We start from the raw sequence: 23,010 nt of genomic DNA on the forward strand, positions 1-23,010 counted from the left end.
CATAACAGAGAAGCCAAAAGTGTGACATGGGCTAAATTAGTGGAATCGCTTACACTACTTGAATCAGTGCAACAATCTCAGCAGATTGCATTATAAATCAAAGGGGTTAGCTGGGTGGGGTGAAAAAAGTCTGAAAAAGGTGAGGTGATAATCGGTACGTGTTGTGTAAACCCGGCGGCGCTTCGCTTAGCCGGGCTACAGGCGTAGCGCCATCAGGCAATCGTGGCGGTCTTAAATTGGGCCGACTTCGTAGCGATAGCCGTCGCCGTCGGTGACAAACTCCAGCCGGTGGGTGATGCACTCCGGCGCATCTTCCGCATGGTGCGATACAAACAGCAACTGCGTTTTGCCTTCGCTAATCAGTACGTCCACAAAGCGGCGAACCACCTGACGCTTGAGCGGGTCCAGCCCCTGAAGTGGTTCATCGAGGATCAGCAGCGTAGGGTGTTTCACCAGCGCGCGGACGATGAGCGCCAGCCGCTGTTGCCCCCAGGAAAGGCTGTGGAAAGGTGCGTCGGCGGTGCGCGGGTCCATGCCGAGGATTTGTAGCCACTCATCAACCAGCTTGCGCTGTTTATCCGAAACCGCCTGGTAAATGCCGATAGAGTCGAAATAGCCAGAGAGGATGACATTGCGCAGCGTGGTGCTCACCCGGTAGTCCAGATGCAGGCTGCTGCTGACATAGCCGATATGTTTTTTAATGTCCCAGATGGTTTCACCGCTGCCGCGTCGACGGCCAAACAGCGTCAGATCGTTACTGTAGCCTTGGGGATGATCGCCAGTCACCAGGCTCAGCAGGGTGGATTTACCCGCGCCATTGGGGCCCACAATTTGCCAGTGTTCATCCGGGGCTACCGTCCAGCTTAAATGGTCGATGATCGCGCGATCGTTATAGGAGACTACGCCGTCGTTCAGCACGATGCGCGGCATGTCATCAGCGATAGAGAGCCGGGCTGATGGGGCATCTGGCTCGGGCAAGGTCATGCCGGAAAGTTTCTCACTGTGCGCCAGCTGCGCAATCAGCGTTTGTTCGAGCAGCCCTTTCTTCTCGCCGGTTTCCGTTAGCGTACAGTCGGCCAGTACCCCGGCAAACGGCACGAAATCAGGGATATCGTCAAAGCGGTTAAGCACCAGCACCAGCGTATAACCTTCCTGATGCAGCACCGCCAGATGTTCTGCTAACTGGCGACGAGAGGCCACGTCCAGCCCGTCAAAAGGCTCATCGAGGATTAATAGATCCGGCTGCGCCATCAGCGCCTGACAGAGCAGCGTTTTGCGGGTTTCACCGGTGGAAAGGTATTTAAAGCGGCGTTCCAGCAGATGGCTGATGCCAAACTGTGCGGCAAGCCGGGCGCACAGCGCCTCGTCTTTGACTTCATCCTGGATAATTTGCGCCGTCGTGCGCCCGGTGTCGTCTTCGTCAGGGCTCAGCATGTCGGTGTTGTTGCGCTGCCACTCGTCGCTGACCAGCTTTTGCAACTGTTCGAAGGAGAGACGGGTGATCCGGGTAAACGTGCTGTCGCGGCTGCCGGAGAGTATCGGAAGCTCACCGGCCAGCGCGCGGGCCAGCGCTGATTTGCCGCTACCGTTGCTACCTACAAAGGCCCAGCTCTCACCAGCACGCAGCTTCAGATGCTCAATTTTTAACGTTTTTGTGTCGCTAAGACGAAACGTGCCTTGCGAAATATGCAATGATGACATGATGTATCCCGTTTTTTGCAGCAATATGTATCAGGGATACGTCTTCCTCAGCGCAAAGTCAATGCCATCAGCACAACGTGGCAAGAATGATGCGATCGGCGTTAAAGTATGCTGTCACGTCAGCACCTTCTTCCAGCCCCGCGGCTTCTGCCAGCGGCAGGGTAGCGCATAGCGTCTGTCCATCCGGCAGTGCCATCAACACTTCACACTGTTCTTCGCCGCGCTGAATATGGCTTATCTGGCAAGGTAGTTGGTTGTCTGCCGATGCGGCGACCTGTGGGTCACGGGTGACGCTAACCCACGGTGCTTTCAGCAATACCAGCACTTCTTTGCCTTCATCTAGCCCTAAACGTTCGCCGCTCTGGGCGGTAATGGCGACCTTGAGGCGCGTACTGCCGTCGGCCAGCAGAATATCCACGTGCTGTTGAACCTGCTGGTGGTCACGCTGGGTCACGGTACCAAACCACTGGTTGCGGGCGCTGGTTTGCAATGAGAAGCGCGAAATGGCAGCGAGCAGGCTGTCTAACGGCAGGGCGTCATCATCGCTCAGCACATCAAAGGCTTTCTGCTGGATCTGCGCCAGCAGGTCGTAGAGCTGGATCAGGCGTTGACCGTAGCGGGTAAGCACCGCGCCGCCGCCGCCTTTGCCGCCGGTCGCCCGGTCAACCAGCGATTGCTCGCTTAGCTGGTTCATTTCATTAATTGCATCCCATGCGCTCTTATAACTGATACCCGCATTTTTCGCTCCCTGGCTGATAGAGCCGGTCTGTGCTATCTGTTTGAGGAGTGAAATGCGGCGCGGATCGGCGAACAGGCGCTGCTGAAGCTTGAGGGTAAGAAGGATTTCGGCCTGCATAAGAGTATCCTGGCAATAAAAAGGGTATTCTGACCCAAATGTTAGCAAGCGCAAAGCACACCGCACAAAAGGGAGTGTAATTCTGCGATATCCGGTTACAATAACCGCATCACAATGTCTGGAGTAAACCATGTTAGAGCTGTTGAAAAGTCTGGTTTTTGCCGTAATCATGGTACCCGTAGTGATGGCTATCATCCTGGGGTTAATTTACGGTCTGGGTGAAGTGTTTAACATCTTCTCCGGTGTCGGTCATAAAGACGGCAACCAGCAAAACCACTGATTTCCTCAAAACGCCCGGTCTAACCGGGCGTTTTGCTATGAAGTTCTTCACACTCCTGCCGATAACACCCCGTAAACACAGCAATAATTCATGTATCTGTAATGCATTAATCCAGGAAAGCCCCTATACTCTGCGCTGTATTTTTCGATATACAACGCCACACACAGGAGTTTCAAATGACAGGTTCATGGTTACGTTTGTTTGCAGGGGCGACTTTAACCCTTTCCGTTGCGGGTCACGCGCTGGCTGATGAAAGCAAGATCACCGTATTTGCGGCAGCATCGCTGACTAACGCAATGCAGGATATTGCGAAAGAATATAAAAAAGAGAAGAACGTTGAAGTTGTCTCTTCTTTTGCCTCTTCTTCTACGCTGGCACGCCAGATTGAAGCCGGCGCACCGGCTGACCTGTTTATCTCCGCTGACCAGAAATGGATGGACTATGCGGTTGATAAGAAAGCTATCGACACTGCAACCCGCGAAACCCTGCTGGGTAACAGCCTCGTCGTTGTGGCGCCAAAAGCCAGCGCCCAGGGCGATATCACCATTGATGCGAAAACCAACTGGACCAGCCTGCTGAAAGGCGGCCGTCTGGCGGTAGGCGACCCGGATCACGTACCGGCAGGCATCTACGCGAAAGAAGCGCTGCAGAAGCTGGGCGCATGGGAAACGCTGTCACCAAAACTGGCTCCGGCTGAAGACGTTCGCGGCGCACTGGCATTGGTTGAACGTAACGAAGCCCCTCTGGGTATCGTGTACGGTTCCGATGCAGTCGCCAGTAAAGGCGTCAAAGTGGTCGGCACCTTCCCGGAAGATTCTCACCAGAAAGTGGAATACCCGATTGCCATCATCGATGGCCATAAAAACGCAACCGTCTCGGCGTTCTATGACTACCTGAAAGGGCCGCAGGCATCCGAAATCTTTAAACGTTACGGATTTACGACTCGCTAATGATATTGACCGATCCCGAATGGCAGGCGGTTCTGCTGAGCCTGAAAGTTTCGTCCCTGGCCGTGGTGTTTAGCCTGCCGTTTGGGATCTTTTTCGCCTGGTTGCTGGTTCGTCGCAGCTTCCCGGGTAAAGCGCTGCTCGATGGTCTTATCCATCTGCCGCTGGTGCTGCCACCGGTGGTGGTCGGGTACCTGCTGCTGATTGCGCTAGGACGGCGTGGTTTTATCGGTTCCTGGCTGTATGACTGGTTCGGGCTGACCTTCGCCTTTAGCTGGCGCGGCGCGGTGATTGCCGCGGCGGTGATGTCGTTCCCGCTGATGGTTCGCGCCATTCGTCTGGCGCTGGAAGGGGTAGACGTCAAGCTGGAGCAAGCGGCGCGCACGCTGGGCGCTGGACGCTGGCGGGTGTTCTGCACCATTACGCTGCCGCTGATGCTACCGGGAATTATCGTCGGCACCGTGCTGGCCTTCGCCCGTTCGCTTGGCGAGTTTGGCGCGACCATTACCTTCGTTTCTAACATCCCAGGCGAGACGCGCACCATTCCTTCCGCGATGTATACCTTGATTCAGACCCCCGGCGGCGAAAGCGCGGCGGCGCGTCTGTGTCTGATTTCTATCGTGCTGGCGCTGATTTCCCTGATGATTTCTGAATGGCTGGCAAGCATTAGCCGCCGTCGGATGGGAGCGTAACCATGCTGGAGCTAAACTTTAGCCAGACGCTGGGTACGCACTGTCTGCAAATCGATGAATCCCTACCGGCTTCCGGTATTACCGCCGTGTTTGGCGTTTCCGGAGCGGGTAAAACGTCGCTGATTAACGCCATTAGCGGCCTGACTAAACCGCAGCAGGGGCGAATTGTCCTCAACGGTCGCGTATTAAATGATGTGGAGCAGGGCGTGTGTCTGGCGCCGGAAAAACGCCGTGTCGGCTACGTGTTCCAGGATGCGCGTCTGTTTCCGCACTATAAGGTACGCGGGAATCTGCGCTACGGCATGGCAAAAAGTATGGTCGACCAGTTCGATAAGCTGGTGGCGCTGCTCGGGATCGAACCTCTGCTCGACAGACTGCCTGGCAGCCTCTCCGGCGGCGAAAAACAGCGCGTGGCGATTGGCCGCGCGCTGCTAACCGCACCGGAATTGCTGCTGCTTGATGAACCGCTAGCCTCGCTTGATATTCCGCGTAAACGTGAGCTGCTGCCGTATCTGCAGCGTCTGGCGCGGGAAATCCATATTCCCATGCTCTACGTCAGCCACTCGCTGGATGAGATCCTGCATCTGGCTGATAAAGTGCTGGTGCTGGAAGGCGGAAAGGTGAAAGCCTTTGGCAATCTGGAAGAGGTGTGGGGCAGCAGCGTGATGCATCCGTGGTTGCCGCAGGAGCAGCAGAGCAGCATTTTGCGCGTCACGGTGCTGGAACATCATCCGCATTATTCAATGACCGCACTGGCGCTGGGTGACCAGCATATCTGGGTGAACAAACTTGATAAGCCGCTACAGAGCGCGGTGCGCGTGCGCATTCAGGCCACCGATGTGTCGCTGGTGCTACAACCTTCGTTACACACCAGTATTCGTAACGTCCTGCACGCGAAGGTGGTGCAGTGTTATGACGATAACGGGCAGGTGGAAGTGCAGCTGGACGTCAGCGGGCGCACGCTGTGGGCGCGCATCAGCCCGTGGGCGAGGGATGACCTGGCGGTTAAACCAGGCCAATGGCTCTACGCTCAGGTGAAAAGCGTTTCCATCACTGCCTGATTACAGCAGGTGGTGGTTAATGTAATCGGCGATGGCATCGGTAGTGTTGTCGCCAATTACCACGTTGGCGCGGGCTTTTACCGCGTCATCGGCATTCCCCATCGCCACGCCGGTTCCGGCCGCTTCCAGCATGCTGATGTCATTAAAGTTATCGCCAAATGCGACCACGTCCTGCATCGACCAGCCCTGGGCGGTGATAAACTGCGTCAGGCGTTTGCCCTTGCTGTTTCCCTGGCGGGCAATATCGACCTGATCGTGCCATGACCATTCGCACTCCAGCTGCAGCGTTTTTTCGACGTGGTCGGCGAATTCACGCAGTTTTTGGCCGTTTTCATCGGTCAGCGCGAATTTCCAGACGTTCTCGACTTCGTGAGCGGCCTGCGCCAGTGAATCGACCTGGGTGAACGACGGACGCTGCGCTTCCGGCAGGCTTTGTGCCCAGTTGCTGGTGCGGATAACGTGTCCGGTTGGGTACTGATACATCATGGTATCGTCGACGAACATCAGGCCATGTACCTGATGTTCATCCAGCAGGGTAATCAGTTGCTGGGCTTTTTCGACCGGCATTGGATCGGCATCAAGTACTTTTTTATTTTGATAATCATAAAGATAAGTGCCATTACAACAAATTGCAGGTGTATCTAACGCCAGTGCCTGATAAAAAGGATGAATGGCAACGTGATGTCGACCGGTGACAATCATTAATTGATAGCCCGCCGCACGGGCACGATTCAGTGCTTCCAGTGAAGAAGGGAGAAGGGTTTTCTTAGGCGTCAGGAGCGTTCCGTCCAGATCCAGGGCAATCACACGTGCAGTCATAGTGTTGTCTCGAGTTAAAGAGAAAATTCGCTGTGCAGGATGGTACACCGAGATACCTGTACGGCAAAATTGTGTGGACCAGGCAGCGTGTCGTCGCTGCCAATTCAATGATTTCAGAAAGGAGTAGTCATGAAACAGACCGTTTATACCGCCAGCCCGGAGAGTCAGCAGATCCACGTCTGGACGCTGAACCATGACGGCAGCCTGACGTTGGTTCAGGTGGTGGATGTTCCAGGTCAGGTACAGCCAATGGTCATCAGCCCTGATAAACGTTTTCTGTACGTCGGCGTACGCCCTGAATTCCGCGTGCTGGCCTACCGCATTGCGCCGGACGATGGCGCACTGACCTATGAAGCTGAGGCACCGTTGCCGGGTAGCCCTACCCATATCTCTACCGACCGCAAAGGCAACTTCATCTTTAGCGCCTCCTATAACCAGGCCAACGTCAGCGTTATTCGTCTGGAAGATGGCCTGCCGCGCGATACCGTGACGGTTGTGGAAGGGCTGGATGGCTGTCACTCCGCGAATATTTCCCCGGACAACCGCACCCTGTGGGTTCCGGCGTTGAAGCAGGATCGCATCTGCCTGTTCACCCTGAGTGACGACGGCTTCTTGTCCGCTCAGACCCCGGCGGAAGTGACCACCGTAGAAGGCGCCGGTCCGCGGCACATGGTGTTCCATCCGAACGAACAGTACGCTTACTGCGTCAACGAACTGAACGGCTCTGTAGACGTCTGGGAGCTTAAAGATCCGTACGGCAAAATCGAATGCGTGCAGACGCTGGATATGATGCCTGCTGATTTCACCGATACCCGCTGGGCGGCTGATATTCATATCACTCCAGATGGTCGTCACCTGTACACCTGTGACCGTACTTCCAGCCTGATTACCATCTTCAGCGTATCCGAAGATGGCAGCGTGCTGTCACTGGAAGGCTTCCAGCCGACCGAAACGCAGCCGCGTGGCTTCAACGTCGATCACAGCGGGAAATACCTGATTGCTACCGGACAGAAATCACACCACGTCGCGGTGTATGAGATTGCTGGTGAGCAGGGGTTGCTGCAAGAGAAAGGGCGTTACGCGGTAGGCCAGGGCCCAATGTGGGTAGTCGTTAACGCACATTAAACGGTAACCCGGCCAAGCGAAGCGCCGCCGGGAATCGGCTCTGTGCCACATCCAGGCAACAAAAAAGGGCTCATTCAATGAGCCCTTTTTGCTGGATTACTTCTTAGGTTCAGCCACCACGTGACTTCCCACGCCGCGGTTGTTGTACTCCCACATGCGGTTGAAGTTACGATCGTTCAGATCGCGTTTCAGTTGACCTTTCTCGTCCTGCGCGCCGGTATTGCCGCTGAACGGACGTTTAGAAACGGCAGCGTCAGCCCACGGTTTCGCCGAGTTAAAGCCTTCGTTAATCACGCTATCGCGAATTACAACCTGACCGTTGGTGTTGCCATCCACGTCCAGAGAACGGCCCAACTGCGCCACGCCGTCACCGGCTGCGGTGAAGGTGCTGTTGGTGGCCAGGAAACCGTAATAGACGTTGGACAGCGTTGCTGGTGCGAACACGTAACCTTCCTGCTGGGTACGAGAGTTCACCACGCGGAAGTCGGTTTTATCGAACACCACGGCGCCACGACCGGAAACGATATCCACATCGCCTTCCAGATAGCTGTCGGTGACCAGCGTGCGGGTCTGGCGGTTGTTCTGCAGGCGGTTATCGACGCCGCTGTTGGTCACGAAGAAGGTGTTCTGACGGCCCAGAATGTTCACTTTGTTAATCTGGGTTTTATCGCCATCGGTACGCAGGGCCACCGCCTGATGCGTTCCGGCATCCACGCTGTCGCCGAGGTTGTTTTCGATGGTCAGGTTCTGCAATTGCAGACCGTTGTTTTGCGACCAGACTACCGCGGAGCACATCACGCCCACGGTTGCGGTGCGCTTACTCTGGCAGCTGTCAAACATATACCATGCTGGTTTACCCGGCATGTACTTGCCGCCCGGGTTCACCTGACGACGCCAGGTCGTTGGGTCCATCTCGGAGTCGATCGCCAGACCGATTTTTACGTCGATCGCTTTCTCGCCGGTACCATAAATGGTCACGCTACCCGGTGCTGCTGGAATGTAGACGGTGCCCTGGTATTCACCTGGCAGAACCGCGATGTACAGACGAGAGCTGCTGTGGCGAGCAATCGCGGCATCAACTGCAGCCTGAATGGTGGTGTGAGTCACACCCTGAGTGCCAGCAGGACCTACGACGAAGTCTGCTTTGGCCGGAACGGCGATGGAAGACGGAGACCAGGCGGCAGCGTTAGGGTCAAGAGAAGAGAAATAACGCGCGGCGACAAAGTTCTGCGCTTCATCCGCTGACAGCACCGGGCGAGACGCCGTACCAGGGGCGGCCTGGTCAGAAGGCTGCTGATCCGCAGGGGTTGAGCTGCAAGCCGTCAGTGTCACGCCAAAAGCCAATGCCAGCGCCAGACGAGAAACCGAGAAAGTGTTCATGTTGCTCCAGGCTAGTTTAAGTGAATGTGAATCCCGTAAAAGCAGCCTTTTTATACTAAGTTGAGCGAAACGGGAAGATGTGCTGGCAAAAAAATCACCTGTTTTTTTGCCGACTTACCGTGAAGTACGCAGGAGGGGAAAGCATCTGGCGGAAAAGACCGCCGTGCGAATAGCCTATGCAGAGGGTTGATGTGCAAAAGGCGGGGCGGTCAGAACGCTTTTTTGTGCGACAAACGGGTAATCAAGTCAGTGACGCTCAGTACCAATGCGGAGCGCACCATCTGCTGATAGCGCTGTTCCTGCATGGTCCGCAGCGCGTCATCCACGACATCTTCCGGCATATGCAGCGTCGGCTGAGGCGGCAGCGCCGTCATGCAGTGCAGCATACTAATCGGGCCAAGGATTTCATCGTCGGTGAAGCTGTAAACAATATTCTCTTGTTCCAGCTCGTTGTTCAGGGCAACCAGCAGCTCAACGTCTTCGTATTCGTCGCGGCTAATCACACCGAGGGCGTAAATCAGCTTGAGGCGCACCGACAGGTTAGCCAGCGGGCCGCTGCCTTCGAGCAGTGGCTCAACCGCGTATTTCACCGCGTAGTCATCTTTGCGAAAGGCCTGCAGGATCAACAAGTCTACCGCCTCGGCGAGCAAAATGACCGTTGTCTGAATAAACCCGCTGAGCGTCTGGCGCGCGTTGAGTTTTTCGAGAACCCGATTTTCGGCGGCCTGGTTTTTATAAAGGTCAGATTCGTCCATTGTTGCCATCATGGTGGTTTCATTGACCGAAGCGCGTGACTTTACGGGAGCCTGCTCCTTCGGATGAGGTCCTTTTATCTCTGGTTGCGCGATCACGCGCAGGCGATTTTGTTTCATCTTACCTTCTTATTCCGGAGCTGCTGCCAGCGCAGCAGCTCCAACCCAATGGGCAACAACATTTATTTCCGTTGCATGGCGTTATACACATTCACAATCTGAGCGACAAGGGCTGGCTCGTCCTGCAGGCCGCAGACCTGGGTCACAGTGTGGGTGACGCCATTATCACGCAGCCGGTCCACCATTTCTTGCGCCTGCGGGTCATTGCTGCTGCGATAGCTTAACGCTGCCGCGATGCCCATCACCAGGTTGCTGTAGGGCAGGCCGTACTCCAGCGTGCCGCGCAATGGCTTAATCAGGCGGTCACCTTCACTCAGTTTACGCAGCGGCTGACGGCCAACGCGCTCAACATCGTCATGCAGATACGGGTTTTCAAAACGCGTCAGGATTTTTTCGATGTAAGCGGCATGCTGTACAGGATCAAAGCCATAACGTTTGATCAGCACGTCACCGCTTTCGGTCATTGCGCCTTTTACGACATCGCGAATCGCCGGATCCAGAATGGCATCGCGAATGGTTTTATGTCCGGCCAGCTGTCCAAGATAAGCGGTAATCGCATGACCCGTATTGAGGGTAAACAGCTTACGCTCGATATAGGCCATCAGGTTGCTGGTGGATTCCATCCCCGCAATATCGGGAAGCTGACCTTTAAACTGCGTGCTGTCGACAATCCATTCGCTGAAGGTTTCAACGGTGACATCCAACGGATCGTCGTTCGCCGCGGAGCCCGGCGGCACAATGCGGTCGACGGCAGAATCGACAAAACCGACGTGTTCTTCCACCCAGCCGTGAAGCTCGGTAGGCATCGCCAGCAGTACGTGCTGCTTGAGTTGGCTGGTGCCGCGCACCATATTTTCACAGGCGATAATGTTCATCGGTTGCTGGTTGCCGTTTTGGTGGCGGGCAATCAGCCCTTGCGCCAGCGTGCTGGCGATTTTGCTCAAAACCTGCGGGCCAACGGCAGTGGTGATGATGTCCGCCTCGGCGATTTGTCGGATGGCATCCTGGCTGTTGCTGTGGATGGCGCTCACGCGGTTGACCTGCTCGACGCGGGCGTTTTCGCCCACCACGTTGACCTGATAGTGCTGCTGGTGCGCCAGCTGATCGACCAGCGGCTGATTAACATCGGCAAAGGTTAACTCCGCCTGTGCGTCGGCCAGCAGTTTGCCAATGAAGCCCCGGCCAATATTCCCTGCACCAAAATGAATCGCTTTCATAAATCTGACCTCGAGAAAATCTTTCCATGTCAGGGGCGTCTGCCCCTGAAGCCTTATGCTGCTTGCTCGCCTGACAGAATCTGCAGGATTTCCTGAACGCTGGTGGTCTGCGTCAGACGCTCAATCACGTCTTTATCATCCAGCGCGTTCGCTAAGCGGGCGATAACCTGAACGTGCTCGTTGTTGCGGGCGGCAATGCCAATAACCAGCCGGGCAATATCGTCCGGCTCATCGCCGAATCGAACGCCTTCTGGGTACTGACAAATGACAATCCCGGTGCGCAGCACGCGGTCTTTGGCTTCGACGGTACCGTGCGGCACCGCGATGGATTCTCCAAGATAGGTGGTGGTCAGCGCTTCACGCGCCAGCATGGCGTCAACGTAGTCCGGCTCAACGTAGCCACCGGAAACCAGCATCTCACCGGCAAAGCGGATGGCCTGAGCCTTATTCTCGGCGGTCAGGTTGAGGAAAATGTTGTCTGCGCTGAGCTTAAACAGATTCTCGTCGCGCTCGGTACCGTCGAACGCGTCATCGTTCGCCGCGATAATCGTCTGGTTAATAAGACGGCTGTCGTTGGCGGCGGCAGGCAGTTTAGCTGCCAGCAGACGAGTGGTCAGGTCGGTATACAGGCCGCTATCCAGGAAGTTGGAGAGCGACATATGCATCGCCTGTGGCGCAAAGCGCATGGCACGTTCGGTTAAATCCTGATGGGTAATCACCAGGTCAACATCGTCAGGCAGACTGTTGATGGCGCAGTTGGTGACTGAAATATGGGTCAGACCCGCATCTTTAACCTTCTTGCGCAGCACGCCTGCGCCCAATGCGCTGGAACCCATGCCCGCATCGCACGCCACGATGATTTTACGCACGTGGTGCAAATCTTTAGAGAGGTCGAGCGTTTCGCTACGCATCGCAGGTTGTGGCAGCTCACCGGACGATTTCCCGCCGGATTTAGACTGCTGCTTCAGGCTCTGCATGCGGCGGGTGGCTTCGGCCAGACCGTTACTCTCTTCATCGCCAACGCGAACGCGCTTCAGCAGCATAGAGGCGGTCAGGAAGGAGACCAGCGTTGAGGCCAGAATCGACAGCACCACGCCAATAATGGAGGCCTTCGGCGTCATCAGCAGTACGGCAAAGATAGAACCTGGAGAAGCCGGGGAGACCAGACCTGCGTTGAACAGGGTCAGGGTAAATACGCCGGTCATGCCGCCCAGAATCACCGCCAGAAGCAGGCGTGGGTTCATCAGCACGTACGGGAAGTAAATTTCGTGGATGCCACCGAAGAAGTGAATGATTGCCGCACCGCCTGCAGACTGTTTGGCGCTACCTTTGCCAAAGAACATGTACGCCAGCAGCACGCCGAGGCCTGGGCCTGGGTTTGCTTCAATCAGGAAGAAGATAGATTTACCGGTTTCGGTGGCCTGCTGAATACCCAGCGGTGAGAAGATACCGTGGTTAATGGCATTGTTGAGGAACAGGATTTTCGCCGGTTCAACAAAGATAGAGGTTAACGGCAGCAGGTTGTTCTGCACCATGACGTTAACGCCCGTTGCCAGTGCTTTAGAGAGCAGCTCAACCATCGGGCCAATGGCCAGGAAGGCGAGCATCGCCAGCAGCATGCCGATAATACCGGCTGAGAAGTTGTTCACCAGCATCTCAAAGCCGCTTTTGATTTTACCGTCAACCCAGCGGTCGAAGCGTTTAATTGCCCAGCCGCCCAGCGGGCCGGCAATCATCGCGCCCATAAACATTGGCATATCGGCGCCAACGATAACGCCCATGGTGGTGATGGCACCGACCACGCCACCGCGTTCGCCGCCGATAAGGCGACCACCGGTGTAGCCGATTAACAGCGGCAGCAGGTAGGTGATCATCGGGCCAACCAGTTTGGCTAACGTCTCGTTAGGGAGCCATCCGGTGGGAATAAATAATGCAGTAATCAAACCCCAGGCAATGAATGCGCCAATATTGGGCATCACCATATTGCTGAGGAAGCGGCCAAAATTCTGTACCTTGACCTTGATATCTGGTGATAACATAAAAACACCCCTCGTGGTGCGCGTCTTAGATGCTGCGCGTCGTCATAGTCGTGATGGTTTCGCCAAAAACCATCCAGTCGTTCTGTATGCAAAATCGACTCTATCACGGCGTTTTCGTCTCGCGTACCCCGAGGGGTGTTTGTGATCTGGATCACCATCTAAACCCTATCAAATGGCTGTTTATAGTGATATTCATCACATAAACAGGCTGTAAGTCGGCAACAAAGCGAAAATCTCACCTTTACCGGACGGTTTTTTGTGATTTAAATCACTTTTTGCATTGGTCTGTTTGTTTTTGAATTGTGATCAAATTCACAAGATATATTTACATTCCTCTGACGCTTCCTTGCTTTCCCTTCACGCTTCGACCTTTACGTTAGAAAATTACAGCGCGGCGCCTCAGGCGCAAAAAAGCCCTGCCAGGTTTCCCGAGCAGGGCTTTAACAGAACATTTTGCGATTAGCTGAACAGGGCGGTGATGGATGCGCTGCCGAGGCTATGGAAGTGCACGTTGAAGCCAACCATCGCGCCGCTGGCGCCTTCATCAACCTCAATGCCCTCAACGTCCATCGCGTGGACGGTGAAGATATAACGGTGGGTTTCACCCTTTGGCGGAGCCGCGCCGCCGTAGCCCGCTTTACCGAAGTCGGTACGCGTTTGCAAAGCGCCTGCCGGTAAGCCGACCAGGCCAGAACCTGCGCCGGCTGGCAGTTCGCGGGTGTCTGCTGGAATATTGGCAACAATCCAGTGCCACCAGCCGGAGCCGGTTGGTGCATCCGGGTCGTAACAGGTTACGACAAAGCTTTTGGTGCCAGCGGGGACATCGTCCCAGGCCAGATGGGGAGAAAGGTTTTCGCCATCGTAGCCCATGCCGTTGAACACCTGGCGATGGGGAAGCTTTTCACCGTCACGCAGGTCGTGGCTGACTAATTTCATCAACTGCCTCCTTTGTTAATCAACTGATTAACAAAGGAGTGTAGCGGCAACGCGGGCGGATTACCGCAGCTTATTGGATAAAAAATGTTTCCTGTTCGACCGCGAGACACACCGCTCGGGTCAAGCGCGTCAGCTGCTGCGGGGAGATCGGATATGGCGGCATCAGATAAATCAGGCGGCCAAACGGACGGATCCACACGCCCTGTTCAACGAAAAAGCGCTGGAGCAGCGCCGGATTCACCGGGTAGCGCGTCTCGACGACGCCAATGGCGCCCAGCACGCGGACATCGGCGACCAGCGGCGCGTCGGCGGCTGGGGCGAGTTCGCGCTTGAGCTGGCGTTCAATTGCCGCCACCTGCATTTGCCACTCTCCACTCTCCAGCAGCGCCAGGCTTTCTGTCGCGACGGCGCAGGCCAGCGGGTTACCCATAAAGGTCGGGCCGTGCATAAAGCAGCCTGCTTCGCCGTTGCTGATGGTCTCGGCAACGTTGCGGGTGGTAATGGTGGCGGAGAGCGTCATGGTGCCGCCGGTCAGCGCTTTGCCGAGACACAGAATGTCGGCGCTAATCCCCGCATGGTCGCAGGCAAACAGCTTGCCGGTACGACCAAAGCCGGTGGCAATCTCATCGGCAATCAGCAGGATCCCTTCGCGATCGCACATCTTGCGGATACGCTTTAGCCACTCAGGATGATACATCCGCATACCGCCCGCGCCCTGAACGACAGGCTCGAGGATAACGGCGGCAATCTCGTGGCGATGCGCGGCCATCAGGCGGGCAAAGGCCACCATATCGTACTCGTCAAACTCTCCGCCAAAACGGCTATGCGGCGCAGGCGCAAACAGGTTTTCCGGCAGGTAGCCTTTCCACAGGCTGTGCATGGAGTTATCTGGGTCGCATACCGACATCGCGCCAAAGGTGTCGCCGTGGTAGCCGTTGCGGAAGGTCAGGAAACGTTGGCGCGACTCGCCTTTGGCCTGCCAATACTGCAACGCCATTTTCATCGCCACTTCCACCGCCACCGAACCCGAGTCGGCAAGGAACACGCACTCCAGCGGCTCCGGTGTCATCGCCACCAGCTTACGGCACAGCGCCACGGCGGAAGGGTGGGTGATTCCACCAAACATCACGTGCGACACCTGGTCGATTTGCGTCTTCATAGCCGCGTTCAGCCGCGGGTGATTGTAGCCGTGAATGGCCGCCCACCACGAAGACATGCCGTCCACCAGATGCTCGCCGTTGGCGAGGTGCAGCTCGCAGCCTTCGGCAGAAACCACCGGATAGACCGGCAGCGGTTTGGTCATTGAGGTGTAGGGATGCCAGATATGGCGGCTATCGAAGGCAAGATCGTCCGTTGTCATAATCGACTTGTAAACCATTTTGAAAAGTTTTAGGTTTACGAGTATAAACCGAACCGAAAATTAACAAAACCCCGGAGAAGCCAATGGCTAACCCTTTACGCTGGACAATGTCGCAGGTCACCGCTCTTTTCGATAAACCGCTGCTGGATTTACTGTTTGAAGCTCAGCAGGTTCACCGTCAGCATTTCGACCCGCGGCAGGTGCAGGTGAGCACGCTGCTGTCGATCAAAACCGGCGCTTGCCCGGAAGACTGCAAATACTGCCCGCAGAGCTCGCGTTACAAAACCGGGCTGGAAACCGAACGCCTGATGGAAGTTGAGCAGGTGCTGGACTCGGCGCGTAAAGCCAAGCTGGCGGGCTCGACCCGTTTCTGCATGGGCGCAGCGTGGAAAAACCCGAACGACCGCGATATGCCGTACCTGGAACAGATGGTTCAGGGCGTGAAAGAGATGGGGCTGGAAGCCTGTATGACGCTGGGCACGCTGTCCGATAGCCAGGCGCACCGTCTGGCGACGGCGGGTCTGGATTACTACAACCACAACCTCGATACCTCACCGGAGTTCTACGGCAACATCATCACCACCCGTAGCTATCAGGAGCGTCTGGATACGCTGGACAAAGTGCGCGATGCCGGAATCAAAGTCTGCTCCGGCGGCATTGTGGGCCTCGGTGAAACCGTTACCGACCGTGCCGGGCTGTTGCTGCAGCTCGCCAACCTGCCAACGCCGCCGGAGAGCGTGCCGATCAACATGCTGGTGAAGGTCAAAGGTACGCCGCTGGCAGATAACGACGATGTCGATGCCTTTGATTTTATTCGTACTATCGCGGTGGCGCGCATCATGATGCCAACCTCCCACGTGCGCCTTTCCGCGGGCCGTGAGCAGATGAACGAGCAGACGCAGGCAATGTGCTTTATGGCCGGTGCCAACTCGATTTTCTATGGCTGCAAGCTGCTGACCACTCCAAACCCGGAAGAGGACAAAGACCTGCAGCTGTTCCGTAAACTGGGGCTCAACCCGCAGCAGACTACGGTGACGGCGGGGGATAACGAACAGCAGCAGCGTCTGGAACAGGTGCTGATGACGCCGGATACCGAGGATTATTACAACGCGGCGGCGGTATGAGCTGGCAGCAGCGCATTGAACAGGCATTAAGCGAACGTCGGGAGGCTCAGGCCTTCCGTTCTCGCCAGCCGCTGGAACAAGGTGCGTGCCGCTGGCTGGTGCGCGGTGAGCGTCGTTACTGCAATTTTTCCAGCAACGACTATCTTGGCCTCAGCCAGCATCCGCAGGTGATCCAAGCCTGGCAGCAGGGCGCAGAGCAGTATGGCGTGGGCAGCGGTGGGTCCGGGCATGTGACCGGCTACCACCACGCGCATCAACGCCTTGAAGAACAGCTGGCCGACTGGCTGGGCTATGACCGCGCGCTGCTGTTTATTTCCGGTTTTGCCGCCAATCAGGCGACGATCGCCGCACTTGCCGGGCGAGAAGACCGGATCGTCGCCGATCGTCTCAGCCACGCTTCGCTGCTCGAAGCCGCCACGCTGAGCCCGGCGCAGCTTCGCCGCTTTCAGCATAACGACAGCCAGCACCTCTCGAGGCTGCTGGCAGCGCCAACCGATGGTCAGCAACTGGTGGTCACGGAAGGGGTGTTTAGCATGGATGGTGACGGTGCGCCGCTGGCGGATATTGCTGCGGCCGCACGCGACGCGAAGGCCTGGCTGATGGTCGATGACGCCCATGGCATTGGCATCAACGGTGCTAGCGGGCGCGGCAGTTGCCATCAGCAGGGCGTTCATCCAGAACTATTGGTGGTGACCTTTGGCAAAGCGTTTGGCCTGAGTGGTGCAGCGGTACTGTGCAGCCAGGACGTGGCGGACTACTTTTTACAGTTTGCCCGACACTTGATTTACAGCACGGCGATGCCGCCCGCCCAGGCTGCGGCGCTACAGGCGGCGCTAGCGGTGATTCGTAGCGATGACGGCCAGCAGCGACGTGAAAAGCTGGCACAGCACGTTGCCGCGTTTCGCCACGGTGCGCAGGGGCTGGATTTTGCGTTGACGGATTCACAAAGTGCGATTCAGCCGCTGATTGTTGGCGATAACCAGCAGACGCTCGTTCTGGCAGAGCAACTGCGCGAGCAGGGCTGCTGGGTGACGGCGATTCGTCCTCCGACGGTGCCGGCGGGAACGGCGCGTTTACGCTTAACGTTGACCGCCGCGCATGAATCGCAGGATATCGACTTATTGCTGGAGATGCTGCATGGCAACCGTCAATAAACAGGCGGTGGCGGCGGCATTTGGCCGCGCGGCAGCGCACTACCATCAGCACGACGAGTTACAGCGCCTGAGCGCCCGGCAACTGCTGTCCCAGTTGCCGGGGCGGGCGTTTGAACGAGTGCTGGATGCAGGTTGTGGCCCGGGGAGCTACAGCCGCTATTGGCGCGATAAAGGCAGCCACGTCACGGCACTGGACCTTTCGGCAGAAATGCTTGAGCAGGCGCAGCGCCAGCAGGCGGCGGACCACTATCTACAGGCCGATATTGAAGCAATTCCGCTGCCAGCGGGCGGTTTTGACCTGGTGTGGAGCAACCTGGCGATTCAATGGTGTAGCGACCTCCGCGTAGCGCTGGACGGGCTCTATCGCCAGCTCAGTCCCGGCGGGACGCTGGCCTTTACCACGCTGACGGCAGGCTCACTGCCGGAGTTGAATCAGGCCTGGTGCGCCATTGACCAACGACTCCACGCGAACCGCTTTCTTCCCGAGGCGACGCTCCAGCAGGCGCTGGCGGGCTATAACAGCCGCAGCGTTTCCACTTCTGTCACGCTGACGTTTCCTGATGCGCTGAGCGCCATGCGCTCGCTGAAGGGCATTGGCGCGACGCATCTTCACGAAGGGCGCAGTCAGCAGCCGCTGACGCGGGGCAGGCTACAACAGCTTCAACTGGCGTGGCCGTCTCAGGCGGGCGCATACCCGCTGACTTACCATCTTTTTACAGGAGTTATCTCGCGTGACTGAACGCTTTTATGTAACCGGCACCGATACCGAAGTTGGTAAAACCGTTGCCAGCACCGCGCTGTTACAGGCGGCACGTCTTCTGGGGCGTCGTACGGCAGGTTATAAGCCCGTGGCCTCCGGCAGTGAAATGACCGACGACGGTTTGCGCAACAGCGACGCGCTGGCGCTGCAACGTAACAGCGTGCTGCCGTTACGCTACGAGCAGGTGAACCCGTATACCTTTGCAGAACCTACGTCTCCGCATATCGTCAGCGCCGACGAACAGCGGCCTATTGAGGCTGACGTCCTGTCTGCCGGTTTACGTGCGCTGGAAGCGGAAGCGGATTGGGTGCTGGTTGAGGGCGCGGGAGGCTGGTTTACGCCGCTCTCCACGACGTTGACGCTGGCAGACTGGGTCAAGATGGAGCAACTGCCGGTGATTCTGGTGGTGGGCGTGAAGCTTGGCTGTATCAACCACGCGGTGCTGACCGCGCAGGCGGTACAGCAAGCGGGGCTGCGGCTGGCAGGCTGGATTGCCAATGATGTGACCCCGCCGGGTTGTCGTCATAGCGAATACCTCAGTACGCTTCAGCGGATGATTCCGGCCCCCATGCTTGGTGAAATTCCGTGGCTCGGTGAGGCCGTGGATTCACCGTTGTTGGGGCAATACCTCGACCTGAGCGCACTTTAAGCCCTTTTCTGGCACGCCCACTGTTTCGTTATCCCTCTTCATTCGTAAGCACTAACCCGCAGATAACGTAAGGAAATCGCCTGTTTTGATGGACAAAATGGGCGTGCTTTTTCGCTGATAAATATCAAAATCGGGGATAAAATATTTTTTTTCATTCACGTTGACACGCCGTTGCGCAAATCGCCGGGTGCCGGGGGATAGGGGCTAGAGGTAGTTATCCACTATTCCTGTGGATAACCCTGTGTATTAGAGTTAGAAAACCTGCGGTAAACGAGAGAACATGCGGCCTGCGCCCGAATTGGTGCGAAACACGGCTTTTAGTACTTTTCTTTTATTATCAATAAGATGAATAAAAGCAATGGCGTAATAAAAAGTGCTGCGGATTGCCATAAAACTTTCATGACGTATATTGACAAATGTTAAAAGAGAAAAAATTCTGGGGATAACCTTATCTGGTTGGTGTTTTATCTTGTCAGAGAATAAATTTCAGCCGCTGGCGCTGGTTATTGCCCCGGATAGACGAAATACGATAAGTGATTACTGTTTTTATATCCAGTATTTTTTATTGGCAATTCGGCAGGTGACGAGTAGAATTAATCTCCAGCCCGGCCCATCCGTCATCAGGTAGCGTTATTCATGAGCAAACCCTTCAAATTGCATTCTGCGTTTAGTCCTTCAGGCGACCAGCCTGCTGCCATTTCACGCCTGAAAGAGGGGCTGGAAGACGGCCTGGCGCACCAGACGCTTCTGGGCGTGACCGGGTCGGGGAAAACCTTTACCGTCGCCAACGTCATTGCTGACCTTCAGCGCCCAACGATGGTGCTGGCACCGAACAAAACGCTGGCCGCACAGCTTTATGGCGAGATGAAGGCGTTCTTTCCGGAGAATGCGGTGGAGTACTTCGTCTCCTACTACGACTATTATCAGCCGGAAGCGTATGTCCCGAGCTCGGATACCTTCATCGAAAAAGATGCCTCGGTGAACGAACATATCGAACAGATGCGCCTGTCCGCCACCAAAGCGCTGCTGGAACGCCGCGATGTCGTGGTCGTGGCCTCGGTATCCGCTATCTACGGTCTGGGTGACCCGGATCTGTACCTCAAAATGATGCTGCACCTGACGGTGGGCATGATTATCGACCAGCGCGCCATTCTGCGTCGTCTGGCCGAGCTGCAATATACTCGTAACGATCAGGCGTTCCAGCGTGCGACGTTCCGCGTGCGCGGCGAAGTTATCGATATCTTCCCGGCGGAATCGGATGACCTGGCGCTGCGCGTCGAGCTGTTTGACGAAGAGGTGGAACGCCTCTCGCTGTTTGACCCGCTGACTGGCCACGTTGATTCAACCATCCAGCGCTTTACCATCTACCCGAAATCGCACTACGTGACGCCGCGTGAGCGCATCGTGCAGGCGATGGAAGAGATCAAAGAAGAGCTGGTAGACCGCCGCAAGGTGCTGCTGGCGAATAATAAACTGCTGGAAGAGCAGCGCCTGAGCCAGCGTACCCAGTTTGACCTCGAAATGATGAACGAGCTGGGCTACTGCTCCGGCATCGAAAACTACTCGCGCTTCCTCTCCGGGCGCGGGCCGGGCGAGCCGCCACCAACGCTGTTTGACTACCTGCCGGCTGATGGCCTGCTGGTGATTGATGAATCCCACGTCACCATTCCGCAGATTGGCGGCATGTACCGTGGCGACCGCGCGCGTAAAGAGACGCTGGTGGAGTATGGCTTCCGCCTGCCGTCGGCGCTCGACAACCGTCCGCTGAAGTTTGAAGAGTTTGAAGCGCTGGCGCCGCAGACGATTTACGTCTCTGCGACGCCGGGCAACTACGAGCTGGAAAAATCCGGCGGTGATGTAATTGACCAGGTGGTGCGCCCAACCGGGCTGCTCGACCCGCTGATTGAGGTTCGTCCTGTCGGGACACAGGTGGACGACCTGCTGTCTGAAATTCGCAAACGTTCGGTGATCAACGAACGCGTGCTGGTAACGACGCTCACCAAGCGTATGGCAGAAGATTTAACGGAATACCTGGAAGAGCACGGTGAACGGGTGCGCTACCTGCACTCCGACATCGATACCGTAGAGCGTATGGAAATCATCCGCGACCTGCGCCTGGGCGAGTTTGACGTGCTGGTGGGGATCAACCTGCTGCGAGAAGGTCTCGATATGCCTGAAGTCTCGCTGGTGGCGATTCTGGATGCCGACAAAGAGGGCTTCCTGCGTTCCGAACGTTCGTTGATTCAGACCATCGGTCGTGCGGCGCGTAACATCAACGGTAAAGCAATTCTCTACGGTGACAAAATTACCCCGTCGATGGCGAAAGCGATAGGCGAAACGGAACGCCGTCGTGAGAAGCAGCAGCGCTATAACGAAGAGCACGGTATTGTGCCGCAGGGGCTGGTGAAAGACGTTGTCGATATTCTGGCGATGGGGGAGGGGCTGGCGAAAACCAGAGCGAAAGGCCGCGGTAAGTCGAAAGGAGCGGCATCAATTGTTGAGCCGGATGTTCAGGCGCTGACGCCAAAAGCGCTGCAGCAGCAGATCACCACGCTGGAAGCGCAGATGCTCAAGCATGCTCAAAATCTGGAATTCGAAGAAGCGGCGGAAATTCGCGACCGGCTGCATCAGCTGCGCGAGCTGTTTATCGCGGCGTCGTGAATGGGGGCCGTCCCGGCGGCGCTTCGCTTGGCCGGGCTACAAACTGCGTAGCCCGGGCGAGGCGTTTATGCCGACCGAATGCCTCGCCCGACACTATTTCTCCGAATTGCGGCAGCCATCACGCGTCAGGAACCCGCCTTAAGGTTCACTTAATATAATCCGCTGATACTATCCGTAAAATCATTGAGGGTAGTGTTATGTCTAATCTGAATGTCCAGCAGCTGTTCACCGTACTTATCTCTGTCGCCATCGTTGCTGGCTTTATTTGCCAATGGATGCTGACCTTCTAAAGCGCTTTCGCGCCAGGTTGTTTAAACTCTACCCAAGCCCGCGTCCCGGTTTCGGTGTCGCGGTTTTGTAAAAAGAACGCCGCCTCATGTAGCTGAGCGATGCGCGTTACAATACTCAAACCAAGACCAATACCGCCGTAACGGCTGTCCATGCGGACAAATGCCTGGCTGAGCTCCCCAACCTTCGACTCATCAATCCCTGGACCCTGGTCTTCCACTATCAGCATAGGCCGTGAACCCTGCGCCAGAGACAGCGTAATGGTTGAGGTTTTTGGACTATAACGATGCGCGTTCTCGACCAGATTACGCAGCAGTAGCCGCAGCAGCGTGGCGTCTCCGGCGACGGTCAGCGTTGGGGTTGGCGCCGTAATCACCAGTTTTTGCGCGCGAGCCTCAAGCATGGTCTCAAGCTCACCCTTCAAGGGCTCTATTACGTCGCTCAACAAATTCACCTGCTGATAGCCGCCTGCCGCGAATGACTGGCCCACGCGCGCCAACTGTAGCAGTTGCGCCACACTTTCGGTCATCTGGTCAAGACGCTGTAATAGCGGGGCCAGATTCAGATGCTGGGCTTTTTCCAGTAGCTCGAGGTGTAGCTTTAACCCGGCCAGCGGCGTTCGCAGTTCGTGAGCAACGTCGGCGGTAAAGAGGCGTTCACGGTTAAGCGTCTGCGTAAGGTTATCGACAAGCTGGTTGATGGCATTCGTCACCGCTTCCACCTCAACGGTGGTTTGCTGCAGATAGATGGGCTGTAAATTCCCCGGCGTACGTGAGTCCAGCTCCCGTTGCAGGTCGGCCAAAGGACGTGTGATCCGCTTCACCGCCTGCAGGCAGAGATAGAGAGCGACGCCGATAATCAGCATACTGGGCACCAGCAGACTGGCAATCGCTTCGCGTACCTCGTGACGGATATGCTTGGCATTGTTGTGGTTGTGGAGCAACATCGCCACTTCCAGGTCAATCTGTTCTTTGCTTTCATGCCAGAGCCAGAACACGCTAATAAGCTGGCACACCACCAGAATGATACCGATGGTGAGTAGCAGCTGGTGGCGCATCGGCCATTTGCGGATAGAAAAGAGCGCCATGC

The 23,010-nt window shown here is 56.4% G+C and carries 21 protein-coding genes; 10 read left to right on the plus strand and 11 right to left on the minus strand.

Annotation, left to right across the window (positions count from 1 at the left end; all coding sequences use genetic code 11):
* Positions 1-231: 231 nt before the first annotated feature.
* Both modF and modE read right to left on the minus strand, forming a co-directional pair.
* Positions 232-1,701: a molybdate ABC transporter ATP-binding protein ModF gene (modF, locus tag GKAS_RS04230; protein ID WP_035892207.1), complete on the minus strand. Its 1,470-nt coding sequence runs from the start codon at positions 1,699-1,701 to the stop codon at positions 232-234.
* Between the two features lie 67 nt (positions 1,702-1,768).
* The gene (gene modE, locus GKAS_RS04235; protein ID WP_035892209.1) at positions 1,769-2,557 is read right to left on the minus strand and encodes a molybdenum-dependent transcriptional regulator; all 789 of its coding nucleotides are present in this window, start codon (positions 2,555-2,557) and stop codon (positions 1,769-1,771) included.
* Positions 2,558-2,687: 130 nt separating this feature from the next.
* Here modE and GKAS_RS23635 point away from each other — a divergent pair, with 130 nt between their 5' ends.
* The 4 genes from GKAS_RS23635 to modC all read left to right on the plus strand — a co-directional run bounded on the left by GKAS_RS23635 (position 2,688) and on the right by modC (position 5,537).
* Positions 2,688-2,837, plus strand: a complete 150-nt coding sequence (locus GKAS_RS23635; RefSeq protein ID WP_035892210.1) for an AcrZ family multidrug efflux pump-associated protein — start codon at positions 2,688-2,690, stop codon at positions 2,835-2,837.
* Positions 2,838-3,013: 176 nt separating this feature from the next.
* Positions 3,014-3,787 (plus strand): molybdate ABC transporter substrate-binding protein, encoded by a 774-nt coding sequence (gene modA / locus GKAS_RS04245; RefSeq protein WP_035892211.1) that lies wholly within the window; start codon positions 3,014-3,016, stop codon positions 3,785-3,787.
* On the plus strand, positions 3,787-4,476 hold the full coding sequence (gene modB, locus GKAS_RS04250) for a molybdate ABC transporter permease subunit (RefSeq protein WP_035892212.1): 690 nt from the start codon (positions 3,787-3,789) through the stop codon (positions 4,474-4,476). The genes modA and modB overlap by 1 nt, the downstream gene beginning before the upstream one ends.
* A 2-nt stretch (positions 4,477-4,478) precedes the next feature.
* A complete protein-coding gene (modC, locus tag GKAS_RS04255) occupies positions 4,479-5,537 on the plus strand; it encodes a molybdenum ABC transporter ATP-binding protein ModC (RefSeq protein ID WP_035892213.1) in 1,059 nt (352 codons plus the stop codon).
* Here the strand turns inward: modC and GKAS_RS04260 are convergent, their stop codons facing one another.
* Positions 5,538-6,356, minus strand: coding sequence for a pyridoxal phosphatase (locus tag GKAS_RS04260; protein WP_035892215.1), 819 nt, complete (start codon positions 6,354-6,356; stop codon positions 5,538-5,540).
* A gap of 129 nt (positions 6,357-6,485) precedes the next feature.
* Here GKAS_RS04260 and pgl point away from each other — a divergent pair, with 129 nt between their 5' ends.
* Positions 6,486-7,481, plus strand: a complete 996-nt coding sequence (gene pgl / locus GKAS_RS04265; protein ID WP_035892216.1) for a 6-phosphogluconolactonase — start codon at positions 6,486-6,488, stop codon at positions 7,479-7,481.
* A gap of 96 nt (positions 7,482-7,577) precedes the next feature.
* Here the strand turns inward: pgl and GKAS_RS04270 are convergent, their stop codons facing one another.
* From GKAS_RS04270 to bioA, 6 genes are all read right to left on the minus strand, one after another.
* Complete coding sequence (locus tag GKAS_RS04270) at positions 7,578-8,861, minus strand: putative acyl-CoA thioester hydrolase (RefSeq protein WP_035892217.1); 1,284 nt, start codon at positions 8,859-8,861, stop codon at positions 7,578-7,580.
* Positions 8,862-9,070: 209 nt separating this feature from the next.
* Positions 9,071-9,628: an MltR family transcriptional regulator gene (locus GKAS_RS04275; RefSeq protein ID WP_227675190.1), complete on the minus strand. Its 558-nt coding sequence runs from the start codon at positions 9,626-9,628 to the stop codon at positions 9,071-9,073.
* A 167-nt stretch (positions 9,629-9,795) separates the two neighbouring features.
* Complete coding sequence (locus tag GKAS_RS04280; RefSeq protein ID WP_035892220.1) at positions 9,796-10,950, minus strand: mannitol-1-phosphate 5-dehydrogenase; 1,155 nt, start codon at positions 10,948-10,950, stop codon at positions 9,796-9,798.
* Between the two features lie 53 nt (positions 10,951-11,003).
* A complete protein-coding gene (locus GKAS_RS04285) occupies positions 11,004-12,989 on the minus strand; it encodes a PTS mannitol transporter subunit IICBA (protein WP_035892221.1) in 1,986 nt (661 codons plus the stop codon).
* 459 nt (positions 12,990-13,448) lie between these two features.
* Positions 13,449-13,925, minus strand: coding sequence for a kinase inhibitor (locus tag GKAS_RS04290; RefSeq protein WP_035892224.1), 477 nt, complete (start codon positions 13,923-13,925; stop codon positions 13,449-13,451).
* 70 nt (positions 13,926-13,995) lie between these two features.
* On the minus strand, positions 13,996-15,285 hold the full coding sequence (bioA, locus tag GKAS_RS04295) for an adenosylmethionine--8-amino-7-oxononanoate transaminase (protein WP_035892225.1): 1,290 nt from the start codon (positions 15,283-15,285) through the stop codon (positions 13,996-13,998).
* A gap of 83 nt (positions 15,286-15,368) precedes the next feature.
* On the opposite strand from bioA, the gene bioB reads away from it, so the two are divergent.
* Genes bioB through bioD form a run of 4 tightly spaced genes read left to right on the plus strand, consistent with a single transcriptional unit; the run spans position 15,369 to position 18,972 of the window.
* Positions 15,369-16,409, plus strand: a complete 1,041-nt coding sequence (gene bioB / locus GKAS_RS04300) for a biotin synthase BioB (protein ID WP_035892226.1) — start codon at positions 15,369-15,371, stop codon at positions 16,407-16,409.
* Complete coding sequence (gene bioF / locus GKAS_RS04305; protein WP_035892227.1) at positions 16,406-17,563, plus strand: 8-amino-7-oxononanoate synthase; 1,158 nt, start codon at positions 16,406-16,408, stop codon at positions 17,561-17,563. Before bioB ends, bioF begins: the two co-directional genes overlap by 4 nt.
* On the plus strand, positions 17,547-18,302 hold the full coding sequence (bioC, locus tag GKAS_RS04310) for a malonyl-ACP O-methyltransferase BioC (protein ID WP_035892228.1): 756 nt from the start codon (positions 17,547-17,549) through the stop codon (positions 18,300-18,302). Before bioF ends, bioC begins: the two co-directional genes overlap by 17 nt.
* The gene (bioD, locus tag GKAS_RS04315) at positions 18,295-18,972 is read left to right on the plus strand and encodes a dethiobiotin synthase (RefSeq protein ID WP_035892230.1); all 678 of its coding nucleotides are present in this window, start codon (positions 18,295-18,297) and stop codon (positions 18,970-18,972) included. The genes bioC and bioD overlap by 8 nt, the downstream gene beginning before the upstream one ends.
* Positions 18,973-19,224: 252 nt before the next feature.
* On the opposite strand, the gene GKAS_RS24770 is transcribed toward bioD, so the two are convergent.
* Positions 19,225-19,362 (minus strand): hypothetical protein, encoded by a 138-nt coding sequence (locus tag GKAS_RS24770; protein WP_156105143.1) that lies wholly within the window; start codon positions 19,360-19,362, stop codon positions 19,225-19,227.
* A 246-nt stretch (positions 19,363-19,608) separates the two neighbouring features.
* Here GKAS_RS24770 and uvrB point away from each other — a divergent pair, with 246 nt between their 5' ends.
* A complete protein-coding gene (uvrB, locus tag GKAS_RS04320; RefSeq protein ID WP_035892233.1) occupies positions 19,609-21,633 on the plus strand; it encodes an excinuclease ABC subunit UvrB in 2,025 nt (674 codons plus the stop codon).
* 286 nt (positions 21,634-21,919) lie between these two features.
* On the opposite strand, the gene pmrB is transcribed toward uvrB, so the two are convergent.
* Entirely contained in the window at positions 21,920-23,008 is a 1,089-nt protein-coding gene (pmrB, locus tag GKAS_RS04325) for a two-component system sensor histidine kinase PmrB (RefSeq protein WP_035892236.1), read from the minus strand.
* Positions 23,009-23,010: the final 2 nt, after the last annotated feature.

This window comes from Kluyvera ascorbata ATCC 33433 (genome assembly GCF_000735365.1).
Classification (GTDB): domain Bacteria; phylum Pseudomonadota; class Gammaproteobacteria; order Enterobacterales; family Enterobacteriaceae; genus Kluyvera; species Kluyvera ascorbata.